Genomic DNA, 17,555 nt, shown 5'->3' with positions numbered 1-17,555 from the left:
CAAAGCAGTCTTGGTAGCCCGCCTCAGCTGCGTGCGCTTAGGGCCTGCGCCGCCCTGATCAACATGGGGGCATAAACGGTTTCCAACTGCTTTTTCTTTACCTCAAACGCGGGTCCGCCCACGTTCAATCCGTAGACCATCCCGCCCGCGATGGAATGCACCGGCACTGCGATCCCGTTCACATCACTGCGCCAGGTCCCGTAGCCCGAGCAAAACCCTTTGCTCTGGAACTCAGCAAGTGCCTCGGCAAACTCGCGGCGGCCTTCCGCTTCGGTCTCTGTGCCCATATGGCGCGCGTTCTCAAAAACCTCTTCGCGCTGCGCCTCGGTCATGCCAACCAGAATTGCGCGTCCAACTGCTGAGGTAAAAAGCGGCAATCTGGATCCCACTTGGATGGCCAGCGTCACACCCTCACGGGAGGCCGATGTCGCCAGATACACCGCATCAAGCTGATGCCGCTCAGCCAGCGCAACTGTGATGTAGGAATTGGGTCCATCCCGAAGGCGCTGCATCTCAAGCTTGGCCCGTTCCCCAATATCCACGGATGCCAGCACCGAAAACCCAAGCTGCAGCACGCCCGCGCTCAGACGGTAGGTACTGCCCCGCGCATCGGTGGTGAGGTAATCCAGCTTCGACAGCGTGTAAGTCAGGCGGGAAACGGTCGCCTTGGGCAGGCCGGTACGCTCCGCAATCTCGCTGTTGCTGAGCGCGGGTTCGTTTTCCCCAAAACAGCGCAAGATATCCAGACCACGGGCCAGAGCCGTGACAAAGTTGCGGTCTTTGCCTTCGACCTCATCAGGGGCATGGTCATCCAACTGATCAACCCCTATTCAACGCATCCAGGCCATGCTGCGCAAAGACTGGGACAAACGCCCCCAGCTTCAACGCCCGTTCCGGGTTTGACGCATTGCCGTCCAAACCGCGCTTCAGCACGCCCTGCACGATGCCCGCCATGCGGAAAAAGCAAAAGCTGAGGTAGTAGCCGAAGTTGTCGATGCCCGGCAGGCCGCGCCGCTCACAATATTTGGCAATAAACGCCTCATCCGTTGGCAGGCCCAGCGCGGCCCGGTCCAACCCAGCCATGCCCCGCCCTTCGCGGCCTGAGGGCAATTGCCACTGCATGATCACCGCCGCCAGATCCGCAAAGGGATGGCCAATGGTGCTCAGCTCCCAATCCAGGATCGCGCGACAATCGGTTGTCTCCGCGTCGTAGATCATATTGTCGAGCCGGTAATCCCCGTGCACCAGCGTGCGCTGACCATCATCAGCGGGGCGTTCCTCCACAAGCCGTTCCATCAGCGCATTCATCGCTGGGATATCTTGCGTTTCAGAGGCTTTGTATTGCTTGGACCAGCGGCCAACCTGACGTTCGAAATAATCACCCGGCGGTCCATAATCGCTGAGACCCACGGTGTTGATGTCCACATCATGCATCGCTGCCAGAACGCGGCCCATCTCATCAATGATCTTCCCCCGATCGGCGGGTGCTACACCGTCCATGGACGGCTCATTAAAATTCCGACCCGGCACAAAATCCATTACATAAAACATGGAGCCGATGACCGCATCATCTTCGCAAAGCACATGCATCTTTGAGACAGGCACATCGGTATGCTCCAACGCCTTTTGCACCCGAAATTCCCGGTCCACAGCATGGGCTGATTTCAAAAGCTGCCCCGGCGGTTTGCGGCGCAAAACATAGGATTTGGCAGGCGTTTTCAAAAGGAACGTCGGGTTTGACTGGCCGGTCTGAAACTTGGTGACGTCAATGGGGCCTTCGAAACCTGGCAGGTGGTCATTGAGATAGGCGGTAACAGCCGCTTCATCCAAGGTTTGTGTATCCGCGCTCATTCCTGTCCCCTCAACTATAGCTCAGCAGTGCTGCACCTTGCGGTGTCATAAAATGCGGTGTGGCGTTGAACTCATGCAAGGACCAACGGTCCCCCTTGAACATGAAACGGGTCATCGCCGTGTTCTTGATCTGCAGGTTTAGTTCCATCATATGCCGATTGTCTGCGCCCAGGGCGCTGCGCGTCAACTGACCGATCACCCCGCCGGATGAAATCACCAGCACCCGCTTGGCATCCGTATCACAGGCAAAGGCGCGTGCGGCCTCAACCCGGGCTTCAAACGCGGCAAAGGTTTCTTTGGCACCGTCAAAGGCGGCGTCTTGCCAGTCAAAGACCGTTTCGCGCAGCGCGCGAAAGTGGGCTTTGCGATCCCCCTTGACCAGATCCGGCACCGCCCCTTTGAACCGGGCCTGCAACAGATCACCGAAATCATACTCGTTAAAGCCTGCATGCTGCTCAGCGGGTGCGTCAAAACCCATCGACCGCAGCGTATCAATCTGGCGTGTCAGCGTCCCGGTCACCAACCGGTCTGGCACCCAGTTCAGCGCGCGCAACACCGCACCAACGGCCTGGGACTGGCGGTGGCCCAGGTCGGACAGCACATCATAATTGTCCTGCCCAAAGGACGCCTGCCCATGCCGGATGACCAACAGCTCAGCCACTTAGGCCCCGCCCACCGGACGGTTGCCCCGGCTTGTAGCGCGCGCGCAGATCACGAAAACGCAGCCGCCAGTTTTTTGCCCGCAGCAAGGTATTCCGCTTCCATGCGGTCCACGATGTTCTGCGCCGGCCCCACCGATTTGATGGCACCAATACCTTGGCCTGATCCCCAGATGGTTTTCCAGGCCTTGGGCTTTTCCCGGTCCTGACCGAAATTCATGGAAGAGGCATCTGCGGTGGGCAGGTTATCAGGGTCCATGCCCGCAGCCTCAACCGAGCCTTTCAGGTAGTTGCCCCAGACCCCCGTAAAGAGTGAGGAGTAAACGATGTCCTCCGCGCCTGATCCCACGATCATGTCTTTGTAGGCCTGATCAGCGTTCGCCTCATCCGTGGCGATAAACGGCGATCCGGTATACCCCAGATCAGCCCCCATCGCCTGCGCTGCCAGCAGGCTTTCGCCCGTGGCAATGGCACCCGACAAGGCGATAGGCCCGTCAAACCATTCGCGAATTTCCCGCACCAGTGCAAAGGGCGATTGCTGTCCCGCATGCCCGCCCGCACCTGCGGCAACAGCAACCAGCCCATCTGCACCTTTTTCGACAGCCTTCTTGGCAAAGGTGTTGTTGATGATGTCGTGCAGCACCACACCCCCCACGGAATGCGCCGCCTCATTCACTTCAACCCGCGCGCCCAGAGAGGTGATCCAAATCGGCACCTCATGTTTGACGCAAATCTCCAGATCACGTTCCAACCGCCCGTTTGACCGGTGCACAATCTGGTTCACCGCATAGGGGGCTGCGGGCCGATCAGGGTTGGCCTGATTGTGACGATCCAGCTCTTCTTTGATCTCGGTCAGCCAGGTGTCCAGCAGCGGATGCTCGCCCTCACCTTCCCGGGCATTCAGCGCCGGGAAAGAGCCCACAATCCCGGCTTTGCACTGCGCAATGACCAACTTAGGGACTGAAATGATGAACAGCGGTGATGCAATCAGCGGAATGCGCAAACCCTGCAAGGCTTTGGGCAAATGTGAATCGTCGCGTGGCATGGTGCCTCCCATGTTAACTGTCAAAGGGCGGGAAAACCCGCCCCGTTTGTTCGCAAATCTCATGCCCTATGCAGGATCACAGAACCTCAAACAGGCCCGCAGCGCCCATGCCGCCGCCAACACACATGGTGCAGACAACATATTTGGCACCGCGGCGTTTGCCTTCGATCAGCGCATGGCCAACCATCCGCGCGCCTGACATGCCGTAAGGGTGGCCAACGGAAATGGCGCCGCCATTCACGTTCAGCAAATCGTTTGGAATGCCCAGAACATCGCGTGAATAAAGCACCTGCACCGCAAAGGCTTCGTTCAGCTCCCACAGACCGATGTCATCCATGCTCAGACCGTTCGCCTTCAACAGCTCTGGCACCGCATAGATCGGACCAATGCCCATCTCATCAGGCTCCAACCCCGAGGCCCAAACACCCACGTAGCGGCCCAGCGGCTCAAGCCCGGCTTTCTCCGCCGCTTTCGCTTCCATCACCACACTCGCCGACGCGCCGTCAGACAGCTGAGAGGCGTTGCCGGCGGTGATGAACTTGCCTTCCTTAATGACCTGGCCGTCTTTGAACACAGGCTGCAGCCCCGCAAGGCTCTCTGCGGTGGTGCCGGGACGGTTGCCCTCATCTTTTTCCAGCGTGACCTCATGTTCAGAGATCTCTTTGGTCTCTTTGTTCTGGATCAGCATCTTCGAGGTCAGCGGCACGATCTCATCGTCAAATTTACCCGCCTCCTGGGCCAAATGGGTCCGCTCTTGGGATTGTGCGGCATAGGCGTCTTGCACTTCGCGGCTCACGTTATAGCGGGCGGCAACCGTTTCGGCGGTTTCCAGCATGGTCATATAGACCTCTGGCTTGTTTTCCTTCAGCCAAGGATCGGCTTTGACGCGCATCTCAGGGGTCTGCACCATTGAGATACTCTCAACCCCGCCACCAACAACAACATCCATGCCATCCATCACCACCTGCTTAGCCGCTGTAGCAATCGCCATCATGCCAGAGGCACACTGCCGGTCCAGCGACATGCCCGCCACCGTCACCGGCAATCCGGCGCGCAACGCCGCCTGGCGTGCGATGTTGCCTGAGGTATGGCCCTGCTGCAAAGCGGAGCCAACGATCACGTCTTTTACCAATGCAGGGTCTACACCCGCGCGGCCCACGGCATGTTCAATGGCGTGCCCCATCAGGGTCTGAGGTGTCGTGTTGTTAAAAGCCCCCCGGTAAGCTTTGCCAATGGGGGTCCGGGCGGTGGATACGATGACGGCGTCACGCATGTGATTTCTCCTGAGTTATGACCACGACAGCTTTAGCCCACGGGCCTCGGCTGCATTGAATGTGTATTTCTTCGTCTGGCTAAAGGCGTCAGGCAGTTCTTCCTGCCCTTGGGTCGCCAGTATTTCATCAAAACGGGCGGCCACGGTTTCTGGCGACAGATCATCACCCGTCAACGTAATGCCTGGGGTTTCATGCACCTTGGTCACCGCAAAACTGCCTGCCCCGGCGCCCAGAATGGTGCGCGATGGTGCATCTTCGCTCACCAGATACAAAAGCCCCGGTGTGATGGTTTCAGGCGCCAAAAGCTCAGCCGCCTCCGCGGGCAACAGCTCTTCTGTCATGCGGGTGGCGGCCGTGGGGGCCAGCGTGTTGACGCGAATGTTGTCGCGCGCGCCTTCCATGTGCAGCACGTTCATTAGCCCCATCATGGCCGCCTTCGCCGCACCATAGTTGGACTGCCCGAAGTTGCCATAAAGGCCCGAGCCGGAGGCGGTAAAAACGATGCGCCCATACTTTTGTTCGCGCATGATGGGCCAGCAGGCATGGGCCACATTGGCCGACCCGATCAGATGCACATCAACCACCTTGCGAAAGTCTGCCATCGACATTTTGGCAAATGTCTTGTCGCGCAGAATGCCTGCGTTGTTCACCACGATGTCAACACGTCCCCAGGCGGCAATCGCCTGGCTGACCATGTCGATCACACCGTCTTCGTCGGACACATCACAGCCGTGGGCCATCGCCTCACCGCCCATGGCCTCAATCTCGGCCACGACAGCGGCAGCGGCCTCGGATGAGGCACCAGAACCGTCGCGCCCCACACCCAGATCGTTGATCACCACCTTCGCGCCACGCTGCGCCAGACCTAAGGCGTGCGCGCGGCCCAGCCCGGTGCCAGCGCCGGTGACAATGGCCACACGATCATCAAAACGGATCTCAGACATCAGTGCAGCGCCTGTTCAAAAATGTTGGGGCCGGACATCACGTTGATGCCGCCGCTGACCGGCACGATGGATCCGGTGACATAGGCACCGCCCTTGCCGCAAAGAAACAGCATGCAACCAGCGATGTCTTCATCCCGGCCCACACGCCCCAACGGCACGTCCTTGCCTACCTTGTCGCGGATGTTTTCATCCGCTGTCGCAAAGGCCGTCATCCGGGACACAAAAGGCCCAGGTGCCAAAGCGTTCACCGTCACATGTTTGCCCGCCAGCTCTTTGCCCAAGATCCGGGTCATGTGATGCACCGCGGCTTTCGACATGGAATAGGAATAAGCGCCATCGCCCATTTCCCGCTCGCCCATCACTGAACCTACGTTGACCACGCGCGCGGGATCATCTTCTGAGGTTGAGGCAATCAGCAGCGGCAACAGCTTTTGCGTCAGGTCAAACATCCCCGCCACATTCACGTTCATGACCTTTTCCCAGGCATGATGCGGAAATTTCCCCAAAGGCTCACCCCAGGTGATGCCTGCGTTGTTCATCAGGATGTGCAGGCTGTCCGTCCGCTCTTTTACCGCCGCGACCAGCGCATCAATGCCCGCCTCCGTGCCGACATCGCCGACAAAACCAATCGCCTTGCCGGGCGCGCCCAGCGCGTTCAGCTCTGCGGCAACGGCCTCGCAAGCGCCTTCCTTGCGCGAGGCCATCAGCACCGTGGCCCCCGCACGCACCAGCGCTTCGCAGGCCATGCGGCCAATCCCGGTGGCACCGCCCGTGACCAGCGCCACCTTGCCATTAAGCCCGAATAGAGACTGAATATCCATCTTAGAACCCTCTCGCTGCAGCGACCTTTTCGGCGTGATAGCTGTAATCACCCAGCCACTCCGCCCCGACGCGCGCACGTTTCATGTAAAAGCCCATGTCATAGGCATCGGTCATCCCGATACCGCCATGCATCTGCACGCCCTCAATCACCGCCAGCTTGGCGGTTGCGGTGGCTTTGGCCTTGGCCAGCGATACGGCAAGACCTGCGTTCTGAGGATCTTCATCCAGCATCCGGCCTGCATTGAGAATGGCAGAGGCGGTCACCTCCGTTTCGCACCACAAATGCGCCGCACGGTGTTGCAGTGCCTGAAAGCGGCCAATCTCAACCCCGAATTGCTTGCGCTCTTTCAGATAGCCCACGGTCATCTCAAACGCCCCTGCCGACAGCCCCGCCATTTCAGCGGCCAGGGCGGCCTGCCCGGCCTCTAGCGCGGGTTTCAGCACCGTCATTGCCTGATCCACGGTGCCCAAGACGTCATCGCCCGTGGCCTCTACATCGCTAAATTCGATCCGCGCGCTATCGCGGGCGTCGATCATCTGAGTGGCGGTGCGCTCAATCCCGGCACGATCTGCGGGGATGTCAAAAAGGGTCAGACCGTTTTCCGTCTTGGCCAGCACCAGCAGTCGGTCGGCCAGGGCACCATCCACCACGAACTGTTTTTTGCCCGTCAGCCGGAACCCGTTGCCTTCGGCCTTCGCCTCAAGCGCGGTCATTTCGGGATCAAACTTGATCCCCTCATCCACGGCCAAGGCATAGGTGGCCTCACCCGCTGCGATCCGGCCCAGCGCCTCTTTGGCGCGGGCGTCGCTGACCTGGCGCAGCGCCGTTGCGGCAATCACTGCTGTTGAGATGAAAGGCGATACCGCCAGCGTTTTGCCCATCTCGCCCGCGATCACATTCGCCGCCGCATAGCCCATGTCAGAGCCGCCATCGGCCTCGGGCACCAAAACACCGGCCCAGCCCATATCGGCCATCTCTTTCCACAAAGCGGCATCATGGGTCTGCCCCGCATCGCGCATTTCACGCAGTTTAGAGACGGGTGCGGCCCCATCCAGAAACCCCCGCGCCATATCGGCAAGCATGACTTCTTCTTCGGTTTTCACAAGTTTTGCCATCTCGCTTACCCCGGCAGCCCAAGCACACGGCGCGACACGATGGACAGCATCACCTCAGATGTGCCGCCTTCGATGGAGTTGGCCTTGGTCCGCAGCCAATCGCCCGCGCGGTTGCCCAGCGGCCCATCCCATTCCAAGGCATCCGACCCGCCCGCAGACATCATCAACTCATGGCGTTGCTTGTTCAGCTCTGTGCCCATGTATTTCAACATCGCTGAAGCATCGCCCGCCCCCTGACCTGCCTCGGCCTGGTCTTTGTACCGCTCCAGCGTCAGCCCGATGGCCAGCGTATCAATCTCGCAGGCCATGGCATCAGCACGCAGGGTTGCGTCCATCTCTGGCATCGTCTCACCCAGCACAGCACCCAGGGCACGGCCCGTTCCGGTCAAACCACCTGCCCCGCCCGAGATCATCTCACGCTCATGGGTCAGCAGGTATTTTGCAACGTCCCAGCCTTTGTTCTCTTCGCCCACGATCTGGTGCTTGGGGATCACCGCATCGGTAAAGAACGTCTCGCAGAAGGGCGAAATGCCTGAAATCATCTTGATCGGACGGGTCTCTACACCTGCCTGATCCATGTCGCACAACAGGAAGGAAATGCCCTTGTGCTTGGGCGCATCACGGTCGGTCCGCACCAGCGCAAAGATCCAATCAGCCTTATCGGCATAAGAGGTCCAGATCTTTTGCCCGTTCACCAGCCAATGATCGCCCTTATCCTCGCCCTTGGTCTGCACATTGGCCAGATCAGAGCCCGCCCCCGGTTCAGAATAGCCCTGACACCAGCGGATTTCGCCGCGCGCGATGGGCGGCAGATAATGCAGCTTTTGTTCATGAGAGCCAAAGTGCAGTAGGGCAGGCCCCAGCATCCAAATGCCAAAACTCTCTAGCGGAGAGCGCGCGTTGATGCGGTCCATTTCCTGCTTAAAAATCTTTTCCTGATCGCGGTTCAGCCCAGCCCCGCCATAGTCCACAGGCCAGGTCGGCACGGTGTATCCTTTGGCCGCGCAACGCTCCAACCAATCCTTCTGGGCCTGGCTTTGGAACACCCAGGTCTTACCCCCCAGCAAATGCCCTCTTCGGTCCGCAGACCATCACGCATCTCTTCGGGACAGTTTTCCTCAAGCCACGCGCGCAGCTCCGCGCGGAACGCTTCCAGTTCCTGCTCACTCATCTGCAATCCTCCCTAGCGACGTCGCGTCATTTTGCGGACATCCATTCCGCTGTGCAGAATGAGCACGGGAATCGCGATTGACAAGATGCGACGCCACGTCCCAACTGCACGAAATTTTATTTCAAAGAGGCCATCATGAAAGCAATGCTAAGCAACGACGTCGGTGGGCCAGAAACGCTTGAACTGACTGAAATGGAGGATCCGACCCCCGGCAAAAAGCAGGTGCGCATCCGCGTTCATGCCGCAGGCGTCAACTTTCCCGACACGCTGATCATCCGCGATATGTACCAGATGAAGCCACCCCGCCCCTTTGCGCCGGGCGGCGAAGTTGCAGGTGTCATCGACGCTGTTGGCGAAGGCGTTGAAGGGTTGCAAGAAGGCGACCGTGTCTTGGGCATGTGCGGCTTTGGTGGCTTTGCCACGCATCTGGTCATGGATGCCGCACGGGTGATGAAAATCCCCGACGCGATGCCCTTTGATGAAGCCGCTTGTTTCGTGCTGACCTACGGCACATCCCATCACGCGCTGAAAAACCGGGCTGAGATCAAGCCAGGTGAAAGCCTGCTGATCCTGGGCGCCGCTGGTGGCGTAGGCGTGGCCGCGATTGAACTGGGCAAGGCAGCAGGCGCCAAGGTGATTGCCGCTGTCTCTTCTGAGGAGAAGGCAGAGTTCTGTCGTGACCTGGGGGCGGATGAAACGCTGATTTACAGCCGGGACATGTCGGACCGGGCTGCGCAAAAAGACTTCTCCACCCAAATCAAAAAACTGTCAGGTGGCGAAGGCGTTGATGTGGTCTATGACGCAGTTGGCGGCGATTACGCCGAACCTGCGGTGCGGGCCTTGGCGTGGAAAGGCCGCTATCTGGTGGTTGGCTTTCCGGCGGGCATCCCGAAAATCCCCCTCAATCTGACCTTGCTGAAGGGCTGTCAGATTGTTGGCGTGTTCTGGGGCGCGCACACCATGCGTGAGCCGCAGATGCATATCGAAAACATGGGCGATCTGCTGGGGCTGTACGCCCAAGGCAAGATCAAGCCGCGCATCTCTGCCAACTATCCGCTTGAGCAGGCCGCCGATGCGCTGCACCTGCTCTCAGACCGCAAGGTCTTGGGCAAGGTTGTGGTCACGATGTAGGGTGCGCAGAGCTTGCGCATCCTCCCCACATCACATCGACCGGGGTTAAAGATGGCTCACGTCATTGAACGCCCGCAGCCGGATGAAATCCGGCCCCACCACCAACCGGCTGATGGATCCGTTGTCCGCGCCGATAAACGTGAAGGACGGCGCGCCCGTGGCCCGGGCCAGTGCGGCGGCAATCACGCCGCCATGTACCACCACCGCGACCAGCTCATCAGGATGCGCTGCAGCCACCCGTTGCAGCCCGCGCCACACCCGCGCCTCCAAGGCAGCGGTGGTCTCCGCCCCCGGCAGCTCACCCCACTCCTGGTTTTCCATCGCGCGTTTGATAGCCGGATCACCTTCGGCTTGGCGAAAGCGAAACTCGCCCCCGTCCCAGTCGCCCAGAAACACCTCACGCAGGTCCGGTTCCACCCGCGGCTGCATCCCCAGATGCGCAGCCAGCGGGGCCGCCGTCTGATGCGTACGCTGCATCGTGGTGACGTAAATCGCCTTGATAGGCTCTGTTTTCAGCCGCGCGCCCACGGCAAGCGCCTGTGCCTCACCTTCCGCGCGCAACGCCGGATCGCCCTGCCCGTCAACCATCGGAAAGCTCTCACCCCGAACAGCCGCCTGTGTTTCGCCGTGACGGATCAGCAAAAGATCTGCCGCGCCGGGCGGCAGCTGAAACCGATGTTGCCGTGCTTCTTTCATGCCCCATCTCCTTGATGAACCCTATAAGGACACAACCCATGCCAAACCGCCAGATCACCGTCGCCGAATTGCCCTCCGGGCCGCTCAACGCGGATACCTTCGCCCTGTCAGAGGCTGAGATGCCAGTGCCCGCTGCGGGCGAAGTGCTGTTGCGCGTGGTCTTGATGTCCATTGATGCGGCGAACCGGTCCTGGATGAAGGGCGCAACCTACCGTGCGGCGGTACAGGCGGGCGATCCCATGCCCACCTACGCCATCTGCGAAGTGATGGAGAGCCAAAGCCCCAAGCTGGCCCCCGGTGACATCGTCGCCGCTGAGGCGGTTTGGTCCGATTACATCACCGCACCGGCGCACAAAGTGCAGAAACTCCCCAAAGTAGAGACGCTTTCTCATCTCATGTCGGTCTACGGCATTGCCGGTAAAACGGCTTTTCACGGGCTGATGTCCATCGGCACACCCATGGCCGGCGAAACGGTGTTGGTGTCCGCCGCTGCGGGATCTGTTGGGGGATACGTCGGACAAATCGCCAAGGCGATCGGGTGCCATGTTGTCGGCATCGCTGGTGGGCCAGAGAAATGCAAATGGGTGGAAGATGAGTTGGGGTTTGACGCCTGCATCGACTACCGCGAAGCGGGGTTAAGCAAGCGCATCGCCGCAGCCTGCCCCAATGGCGTGGATGTCTATTTCGACAACGTCGGCGGCAAGATCCTGGAATCCGCCCTGAACTTCATGAACGAACGGGGTCGCATCGTCTGCTGCGGTGCCATCAGCCAATATGACACCGACGCCGTTATGGGCCCGCGCAATCTGCCGGGTGTGTTGGTGGTCAAGCGGCTGCGCATGGAAGGCTTTATCGTCATGGACTTTGCCCATAACGATGACAAATGCCTGCGCGCGATGCAGCATTGGGTCAGCACCGGCCAGATCAAAGTACACGAAGATATCGTCGACGGGCTGGAAAACGCACCCAAGGCCCTGATGGGCCTGTTGGCGGGCGATAACAAAGGCAAACGTCTGGTCCGTGTCGGCCCGGACCCAAGCTAAGGAGCGCAGATATGTCATCCCTCGCCAAAGCGATTGAAAACGCCAAACCCCTCATCGGCACCGAAGTGGGCGTGTCCAACTGGATCACCGTGGATCAGCAAATGATCGACGATTTCGCCAAAACTACCCATGACGAACAATGGATCCATGTCGATCCAGAACGCGCGGCGCGTGAAACGCCCTTTGGCGGTGCAATCGCGCATGGATTTTTGACGCTCTCGCTGGCCAGCCGCTTTGCCTATGACTGTTTTGACATGCTGCCGGGCCAGGTGATGGGCATCAACTATGGCATGAACAAAATGCGGTTTCTGATGCCGGTGAAAGCGGGGGCGCGGGTGCGGGGGCGCTTTACGCTCATGGCCGCTGATGCGCGCGACGCCACCAGCATGCTGCGCACCAACACCCTGACCATTGAGATTGAGGGCGAAGAAACGCCAGCGGTGGTTGCCGAATGGCTCGGCCTCGCCATCTTCTCAGACTAAGCTGCGAAAGGATCGCTGATGCACGCTGATTACCTGATTTCCGGTGCGGGGGCCTCTGCGCTGTCGTTTCTGGATGTTCTGCTTTCCGAAACGGACGCAACTGTGGTCATCGCAGACAGGCGCGACGCGCCAGGGGGGCATTGGAATGACGCCTACCCCTTTGTCCGGCTGCACCAATCGGCAAGCTTTTATGGTGTGAACTCCAAGCACCTCAGCGCCAAACGCACAAAAGAAGATGATCCAACGCACCCCACCTATGAGCTTTCCACCAAGGCTGAGATCCTGCACTACTTTCATGACCTGATGGAGAACACCTACCTGGCCACAGGCCGTGTCACCTATCTGCGCAACACAGAGCATCTTGGCAGGGGCAGGCTCAGGGATCTGATCACCGGCCAAGAAACCCAGGTTGAGGTCGGCAAAAAGATCGTCAACGCGGGCCTCTGGGGTGATCTCGGCAGCATCCCGGCCACCCATACGCCCAAGTTCAGCATTGCTGAAGGCGCAGTTTGCGTGCCGGTGAACGACCTGCCGCAACGGGCGAAAGATCACCGTCAGTATTGTGTCATCGGCGCAGGCAAAACCGGCATGGATGCCGCCGTCTGGCTGCGCGAAAAGGGCGTTGCGCCTGAAAACATCACTTGGGTGCGCCCAAATGACTATTGGCTCTTTAACCGCAACCAGATCCTGAACCATCCTGCCCGGTTCAGCAAAACCATCAGCTCATTTTTGACGGAGTTTGAGCTTTTAGGCTCTGTTGCGTCAGTTGATGCCTTCTGCGCAGGCATGGAGGCAGCAAAAACCTGGTGCCGGATAGACCCTGATGTCACGCCCACCAAGTTCCACGCGGCAACCTGTTCGCCCCGCGAATTAGATCTTTTGGCAAGCATCAAAAACGTGATCCGAAAGGGCCATGTCCAAGCCATTGAACCCGGGCGTCTGATCCTGGCGGAGGGCACGCAGAAGATGCCAGCGGATACCCTTTATGTTGATTGCTCCGCCTCTGCCGGGGTGGTCGCGCCCGCCGGCCTGCCGCCCGTCTTTGACGGAGACGAGATTAACCTACATATGATCCGCCCCTTCCAACCTTTGTTTGGGGCCGCCTTGATCGCGGTGCTGGAAGCGCATGTGCCAGACGCCGCCACGCGGGCCGCCTGCACGCATATCGTCAACTTCCACGACACGCCTGCGCAATACATCGCTGAAATGATGCCCGCCCTCATGAACCAGGGGGCCTGGTCAAAAGTGCCCCCCGTAAAGGCCTGGATGGACCGGACCCGACTGCAAGCGATGAACCACATCATGGCCGGGTTTGATCCCACGGATACCGAGAAGGTGGATTTGCTCAGCCGGTTTGGTCCGGCCACCAAAGCAGCGGTGCAAAACATTCCGGCCATTTTGAAAGCAGGTTAGCCCGGCTGGGGTTTCGCACCCCGCTAAGTTCAGTGCCCGTAGCAACGGTTGGATTGAAGTTATATTGGAAAGATGAAGCGAAACCGTCCCGCTTCATCTTTCCAATATAACTTTCCATCAGCGGCCCCAAGCGGCGGGCCTTGCGTTCAATCAGATCAGCGTTGCCAATTTGCTGACCGCTTTGGTTGCTGTGCGAAAATCACCACCCTCGGCGCGTTTTTGCGCCAGATCCCAGACCGCCGCGATCTTTGCAGCCTTGGGGTGGCCTGCGGCGGTGATCTCTTCAATTTGCTGGGCCATGGGCCCGCTCAGCGCCTCATAGCGTTCTTGGTCTGAGGGTGCCTCTGCGGCGGCGGGCGCTGCATTTTGCGCCTCCTCCTCTTCCTCAGCTTCATCGGGCAGGGGGGCCACTTCTTTGACCAGCTCCACCTTATAGCTCAGCCGCATCAATTTGAGGTACTTCTTGACCGCTTTGGTCAGACCCGACGGCACGCGCCCTTCGCAGGCCAGTTTGAGCGTGCGGTCTTGCATTTCCATCATGCCCTTGGCGACGCGCATTGTGGTGCCTTCGGCTTTCGCTTCGCGCGCGCAGGCGATGGGTTTGTTGCGGCGGTGCATGACCAGCACCGTCTCTTCGGGCTCTTCTCCGATGCAGACGCCAAAGTTCAGCGTGCGCTTTCCGGCGACTTTGATCAGCGCTCTGATCTCTTCCTTTTCGCCTTCTGAAATCATCTGGGATCCCCTTCAGCTCTGGTCCAAGCCTACGCTCAAGGGCCAATTCTGACAACTCTGCCGCCAATTCATTTGTCACAAGGCCCTATTGCTGGCATTATTGCCGTTGAAAAGGAGACAGATATGTTCCCTGCCGCCCGGCTGACCGATCCTTTGACGCACGACATGCTTGTCCCCAGCGGGCTGATCTCCATGCCGCAGCCTGGGCGCATTCCGACCGTGATGATTGAGATGATGCCAGCCGCCGTGATGGGTGATTTTGTCGCCTGCACCGGGGCCACCAGCGCGGGCCCTGCGCATCCGCCACAGCTTGGCCCGCCGCCCGCGTTCACGCCGCCCCTGCCGATGGTGCCCATCGTCAAAGGTTGCCCGACGGTGATGGTGCAAAACCGGCCACTGGGCCGCTGGATCATGGACAGTGCAGGCTGCGGCACGTTTCTGGGCGATCCCAAACTGATGGCCGCACGCACCGTCACGGTTGGCCCTTAGACGCGCATCCGCGCGATGACCCAAACCGTCGATGCGCCCACCGCCGCGCAAAGCGCCAGCTTGCTGATCCATTCCATCGTGCCATCGATCAACAGTGCATGACCAACGGTGCCTGTCACGGTGATGGCGGCCAGTCCGGCATGACAGATCCGCCAGACGCGTGGCCGCCAGCCCAAAGGGCGGCGCAGCAGGGCCATAAGGGCCGCGGCAATCACCGCCCACATCGCGATGACCCCCCAAAGCGCAAAGGGTGTGGGCGAGCGGAAGAGCAGAACGTCAATCACATCGGGGGGGCTGGTGATCCACAGGCCAACCACATGGCCCGCCACACAAAGCACCAGCGCCACCCCAACCGCCCTGTGGACCCGGCGCGATGGGGCAAGGCGCATCCCCGGCAACAGCCCGCCGGCCAACAACGGCTGCAGTAACATCAAGGCCAGGCCCAGAACACCAGCAAACCCCGCCGCGATATAGACAGGCTCACGCCAGGCCAACAGCGGCGACAGACCCGCCGCGATCAGGGGCACCAGACGAACCAGTCCCACCGCAGCCCAGATCATGCCCTGCCGCATGCCAGACGCCCTCAGACGGGGACCAGGACGAAATCGACGTGCAACCGCGTATCTGACGGGCTGGCCATCAAGGGGCGCAGGAACACCGTTTCAAACGCATCACTGTCATAGGCCAAATGCCCGTGTGCCTGCCCAAAGGCTGGCACGATCTGCGGCATGTCCATCGTGAAAACACCATTGGCGTTCGTGAGCGTGGCACCGTGGCTTTCGGGGTCGCGCTCATGTCCTTCGGTGGTATGTGCCCAGATCTGAATGCGTTGGCCGGGCAAGGGCATCCCATCGCCTGCACGGCGCACCGTGCCTGTCATGGTAAATCCACCGCCGCCGATCCGGTCCACAATCGGCGCGCCGGGACGATAGTTATTGGCCCCACCGCGCATCGTCGGCGTGGGGGCCAGCCCTTGGGCGCGCGCGGGCGTTGTCATTTTGCCCAGCCCCACCGCGCTCACCAATCCGGCACCACCGGCCAACATCAAACGGCGGGACATCAATTTGGTCTGTTTCATGGATCATCTCCTGTCGTTGCACGGGGTGGGGTCATGGTCGTGCCTGTTAATATAGCCCCTCTGCCCGGTTTATTCAGGGACATATCCCCGCATCTGCACATCGCTGCGGTCACGCCTGCGTGAAGGCGCGCACTTAACCCGCCGCCAAAGGTGCCAGCAACCGGCAGTCTTTTGCACCCGAACCCATATTTCTGTGGCAGGCCTCCGGACTGCCCCCATATGATGAAAGAGTTGCAGTCTGCGTTCAAACCTGTTGAAGGATCCTGATGGCGCGCATCCCCAAATCCACCACCCCCTCTGCTATCGCAGATTCTTTGCGATCCGAAGAGCTGGCGGCGCAGAAAATCGCCACCATCGCGCGCACCATCGCGCTGGCCTCTGTGGTGCCCTTGGTCACCTATGTCACGCCCTGGCCCTCGCCGCTGATGATCTACTTTTATTTGCTGCTGTTTGCTGCGTTGGGGTGGGGATCCTATTTGGTGGCCAAATCCTCATGGCGCAGAAAATGGCACCTCTATGCTTTCGTTTCAGCCGATGCTGCGCTGATGGCGCTGATCATTCTGCTGCCCAATCCGCTGTCGCCCTTTACGCTTCCCGTGCAGTTCGCCTTTCGGTTTGAAACCTTCATCTACTTCTTCATTCTCATCGGCGGGTTGGCCTATGCCTATCAGCCACGGCTGGTGCTTTGGGGCGGGTTTTCTGCCGCCGTCGCCTGGACAGTCGGGGTGATCGCTATTTTGCGGTTGCCCGACACCATCTGGGGCCGTCCCGGGCCAAATGATGACTTCATCGATTTCGCGCTACAGCCTACCTACGTCGATGTGGACGTGCGCGCACAAGAAGTTGTCGTGATCCTAATCGTCTCGGGGCTGCTGGCGCTTTCTGTGCGCAGATCGCGCAAAATGGTAGAGCGGCAAGCCCGTCTGGCACAGGAGCGTGAAAACCTGGGCCGCTATTTCCCGCGTAAAACCGCGCAGATGCTGGCAGAGCGGTCGGATCCGTTCTCCGACCCGGCTGAGCATAAAGCGGCCGTGATGTTTGCCGATTTAGTGGCCTTCACCAGTTGGTCTGAACGGCATTCCGCCCGCGAAACCATTGCGCTGTTGCGCGATGTACATGGCACCCTGGCGCGGGTTGTCTTTGATCACCGTGGTACCTTGGACAAATTCATCGGCGATGGGATCATGGCCACGTTTGGCACGCCCGAGCCATCCCAAACCGATGCCTCAGATGCGCTGGCCTGCATGATTGAAATGCAAAAGGCCTTCGACAGTTGGAAAGCCAAGCAATCTGACGAAAGCGTGCGCGCGCTGAAGCTTGCTATTGGGGTGCATTACGGCCCTGTGGTGATCGGCAACGTGGGCTCAGATCAACGGCTTGAATTTGCGGTGCTGGGCGACAGCGTGAATATCGCCAGCCGACTTGAAACCGCAACCCGAGAAGTGGGATGCAGTTGCCTGGCCAGCGCTGAGTTGATCGAGGCCGCTCAGGCCGAAGGCCAGGACGGCACCGCGCATTATCTTGACCAGCTGCGCGAAGAAGGCGCCCTGACGCTCAAGGGGCGCAACGGCAAAATCCAGATCTTCGCCCATTAAAGAGCGCAGACCGC

18 protein-coding genes and 1 pseudogene are annotated in these 17,555 nt (G+C 59.8%); 6 read left to right on the top strand and 13 right to left on the bottom strand.

Annotation, left to right across the window (positions count from 1 at the left end; genetic code table 11):
* Positions 1 to 23: 23 nt before the first annotated feature.
* The 9 genes and pseudogenes from ACZ1HM_RS01360 to ACZ1HM_RS01320 form a co-directional block, all read right to left on the bottom strand.
* Positions 24 to 815 (bottom strand): IclR family transcriptional regulator, encoded by a 792-nt coding sequence (locus ACZ1HM_RS01360; protein WP_472740767.1) that lies wholly within the window; start codon positions 813 to 815, stop codon positions 24 to 26.
* 4 nt (positions 816 to 819) lie between these two features.
* The gene (locus tag ACZ1HM_RS01355) at positions 820 to 1,851 is read right to left on the bottom strand and encodes a phosphotransferase family protein (protein WP_472740765.1); all 1,032 of its coding nucleotides are present in this window, start codon (positions 1,849 to 1,851) and stop codon (positions 820 to 822) included.
* Positions 1,852 to 1,861: 10 nt separating this feature from the next.
* Positions 1,862 to 2,512, bottom strand: coding sequence for a histidine phosphatase family protein (locus ACZ1HM_RS01350; protein ID WP_472740763.1), 651 nt, complete (start codon positions 2,510 to 2,512; stop codon positions 1,862 to 1,864).
* 50 nt (positions 2,513 to 2,562) lie between these two features.
* Positions 2,563 to 3,555, bottom strand: a complete 993-nt coding sequence (locus tag ACZ1HM_RS01345; RefSeq protein ID WP_472740761.1) for an NAD(P)H-dependent flavin oxidoreductase — start codon at positions 3,553 to 3,555, stop codon at positions 2,563 to 2,565.
* Between the two features lie 76 nt (positions 3,556 to 3,631).
* Positions 3,632 to 4,828 carry an acetyl-CoA C-acyltransferase gene (locus ACZ1HM_RS01340; RefSeq protein ID WP_472740759.1) on the bottom strand — a complete coding sequence of 399 codons (1,197 nt, stop codon included), beginning with the start codon at positions 4,826 to 4,828 and terminating at the stop codon, positions 3,632 to 3,634.
* Between the two features lie 15 nt (positions 4,829 to 4,843).
* Entirely contained in the window at positions 4,844 to 5,773 is a 930-nt protein-coding gene (locus ACZ1HM_RS01335; protein ID WP_472740757.1) for an SDR family NAD(P)-dependent oxidoreductase, read from the bottom strand.
* Positions 5,773 to 6,594 carry an SDR family NAD(P)-dependent oxidoreductase gene (locus ACZ1HM_RS01330; RefSeq protein ID WP_472740756.1) on the bottom strand — a complete coding sequence of 274 codons (822 nt, stop codon included), beginning with the start codon at positions 6,592 to 6,594 and terminating at the stop codon, positions 5,773 to 5,775. Before ACZ1HM_RS01330 ends, ACZ1HM_RS01335 begins: the two co-directional genes overlap by 1 nt.
* 1 nt (position 6,595) lies before the next feature.
* Positions 6,596 to 7,711 carry an acyl-CoA dehydrogenase family protein gene (locus ACZ1HM_RS01325; RefSeq protein ID WP_472740754.1) on the bottom strand — a complete coding sequence of 372 codons (1,116 nt, stop codon included), beginning with the start codon at positions 7,709 to 7,711 and terminating at the stop codon, positions 6,596 to 6,598.
* Between the two features lie 5 nt (positions 7,712 to 7,716).
* Positions 7,717 to 8,882 (bottom strand): annotated as a pseudogene (locus ACZ1HM_RS01320) (acyl-CoA dehydrogenase family protein).
* 135 nt (positions 8,883 to 9,017) lie between these two features.
* Between ACZ1HM_RS01320 and ACZ1HM_RS01315 the strand changes: the two are divergent.
* Positions 9,018 to 10,013: an NADPH:quinone oxidoreductase family protein gene (locus tag ACZ1HM_RS01315; RefSeq protein WP_472740753.1), complete on the top strand. Its 996-nt coding sequence runs from the start codon at positions 9,018 to 9,020 to the stop codon at positions 10,011 to 10,013.
* Between the two features lie 45 nt (positions 10,014 to 10,058).
* Here the strand turns inward: ACZ1HM_RS01315 and ACZ1HM_RS01310 are convergent, their stop codons facing one another.
* On the bottom strand, positions 10,059 to 10,709 hold the full coding sequence (locus ACZ1HM_RS01310) for a histidine phosphatase family protein (RefSeq protein ID WP_472740752.1): 651 nt from the start codon (positions 10,707 to 10,709) through the stop codon (positions 10,059 to 10,061).
* 38 nt (positions 10,710 to 10,747) lie between these two features.
* Here ACZ1HM_RS01310 and ACZ1HM_RS01305 point away from each other — a divergent pair, with 38 nt between their 5' ends.
* From ACZ1HM_RS01305 to ACZ1HM_RS01295, 3 genes are read left to right on the top strand one after another with little or no spacing between them, the layout of a single operon-like run.
* Positions 10,748 to 11,752: an NADP-dependent oxidoreductase gene (locus ACZ1HM_RS01305; RefSeq protein WP_472740750.1), complete on the top strand. Its 1,005-nt coding sequence runs from the start codon at positions 10,748 to 10,750 to the stop codon at positions 11,750 to 11,752.
* A gap of 11 nt (positions 11,753 to 11,763) precedes the next feature.
* Complete coding sequence (locus tag ACZ1HM_RS01300; protein WP_472740749.1) at positions 11,764 to 12,234, top strand: MaoC family dehydratase; 471 nt, start codon at positions 11,764 to 11,766, stop codon at positions 12,232 to 12,234.
* An 18-nt stretch (positions 12,235 to 12,252) separates the two neighbouring features.
* Positions 12,253 to 13,647 carry a hypothetical protein gene (locus ACZ1HM_RS01295; RefSeq protein ID WP_472740747.1) on the top strand — a complete coding sequence of 465 codons (1,395 nt, stop codon included), beginning with the start codon at positions 12,253 to 12,255 and terminating at the stop codon, positions 13,645 to 13,647.
* Positions 13,648 to 13,797: 150 nt separating this feature from the next.
* On the opposite strand, the gene ACZ1HM_RS01290 is transcribed toward ACZ1HM_RS01295, so the two are convergent.
* Positions 13,798 to 14,379, bottom strand: a complete 582-nt coding sequence (locus ACZ1HM_RS01290) for a hypothetical protein (RefSeq protein WP_472740745.1) — start codon at positions 14,377 to 14,379, stop codon at positions 13,798 to 13,800.
* 123 nt (positions 14,380 to 14,502) lie between these two features.
* On the opposite strand from ACZ1HM_RS01290, the gene ACZ1HM_RS01285 reads away from it, so the two are divergent.
* Entirely contained in the window at positions 14,503 to 14,868 is a 366-nt protein-coding gene (locus ACZ1HM_RS01285; protein ID WP_472740744.1) for a hypothetical protein, read from the top strand.
* On the opposite strand, the gene ACZ1HM_RS01280 is transcribed toward ACZ1HM_RS01285, so the two are convergent.
* Entirely contained in the window at positions 14,865 to 15,440 is a 576-nt protein-coding gene (locus tag ACZ1HM_RS01280; RefSeq protein ID WP_472740743.1) for a ferric reductase-like transmembrane domain-containing protein, read from the bottom strand. The two genes, ACZ1HM_RS01285 and ACZ1HM_RS01280, sit on opposite strands and share 4 nt — an antisense overlap.
* Before the next feature lie 11 nt (positions 15,441 to 15,451).
* Positions 15,452 to 15,913, bottom strand: coding sequence for a twin-arginine translocation pathway signal (locus ACZ1HM_RS01275; protein ID WP_472744540.1), 462 nt, complete (start codon positions 15,911 to 15,913; stop codon positions 15,452 to 15,454).
* A 299-nt stretch (positions 15,914 to 16,212) separates the two neighbouring features.
* On the opposite strand from ACZ1HM_RS01275, the gene ACZ1HM_RS01270 reads away from it, so the two are divergent.
* The gene (locus ACZ1HM_RS01270; protein ID WP_472740741.1) at positions 16,213 to 17,541 is read left to right on the top strand and encodes an adenylate/guanylate cyclase domain-containing protein; all 1,329 of its coding nucleotides are present in this window, start codon (positions 16,213 to 16,215) and stop codon (positions 17,539 to 17,541) included.
* Positions 17,542 to 17,555: the final 14 nt, after the last annotated feature.

The organism is Sulfitobacter sp. GN1-4 (assembly GCF_055693825.1).
This window is presented reverse-complemented; position numbering and strand designations above follow the sequence as displayed.

Bases quoted from the DNA above. Each gene is read 5' to 3' on its own strand.
- ACZ1HM_RS01275 (WP_472744540.1), bottom strand. From the start codon at position 15,913: ATGTTGGCCGGTGGTGCCGGATTGGTGAGCGCGGTGGGGCTGGGCAAA.
- ACZ1HM_RS01325 (WP_472740754.1), bottom strand. From the start codon at position 7,711: ATGGCAAAACTTGTGAAAACCGAAGAAGAAGTCATGCTTGCCGATATG.
- ACZ1HM_RS01310 (WP_472740752.1), bottom strand. From the start codon at position 10,709: ATGAAAGAAGCACGGCAACATCGGTTTCAGCTGCCGCCCGGCGCGGCA.
- ACZ1HM_RS01355 (WP_472740765.1), bottom strand. From the start codon at position 1,851: ATGAGCGCGGATACACAAACCTTGGATGAAGCGGCTGTTACCGCCTAT.
- ACZ1HM_RS01340 (WP_472740759.1), bottom strand. From the start codon at position 4,828: ATGCGTGACGCCGTCATCGTATCCACCGCCCGGACCCCCATTGGCAAA.
- ACZ1HM_RS01335 (WP_472740757.1), bottom strand. From the start codon at position 5,773: ATGTCTGAGATCCGTTTTGATGATCGTGTGGCCATTGTCACCGGCGCT.
- ACZ1HM_RS01345 (WP_472740761.1), bottom strand. From the start codon at position 3,555: ATGCCACGCGACGATTCACATTTGCCCAAAGCCTTGCAGGGTTTGCGC.
- ACZ1HM_RS01280 (WP_472740743.1), bottom strand. From the start codon at position 15,440: ATGCGGCAGGGCATGATCTGGGCTGCGGTGGGACTGGTTCGTCTGGTG.
- ACZ1HM_RS01290 (WP_472740745.1), bottom strand. From the start codon at position 14,379: ATGATTTCAGAAGGCGAAAAGGAAGAGATCAGAGCGCTGATCAAAGTC.
- ACZ1HM_RS01285 (WP_472740744.1), top strand. From the start codon at position 14,503: ATGTTCCCTGCCGCCCGGCTGACCGATCCTTTGACGCACGACATGCTT.
- ACZ1HM_RS01270 (WP_472740741.1), top strand. From the start codon at position 16,213: ATGGCGCGCATCCCCAAATCCACCACCCCCTCTGCTATCGCAGATTCT.
- ACZ1HM_RS01295 (WP_472740747.1), top strand. From the start codon at position 12,253: ATGCACGCTGATTACCTGATTTCCGGTGCGGGGGCCTCTGCGCTGTCG.
- ACZ1HM_RS01315 (WP_472740753.1), top strand. From the start codon at position 9,018: ATGAAAGCAATGCTAAGCAACGACGTCGGTGGGCCAGAAACGCTTGAA.
- ACZ1HM_RS01305 (WP_472740750.1), top strand. From the start codon at position 10,748: ATGCCAAACCGCCAGATCACCGTCGCCGAATTGCCCTCCGGGCCGCTC.
- ACZ1HM_RS01300 (WP_472740749.1), top strand. From the start codon at position 11,764: ATGTCATCCCTCGCCAAAGCGATTGAAAACGCCAAACCCCTCATCGGC.
- ACZ1HM_RS01330 (WP_472740756.1), bottom strand. From the start codon at position 6,594: ATGGATATTCAGTCTCTATTCGGGCTTAATGGCAAGGTGGCGCTGGTC.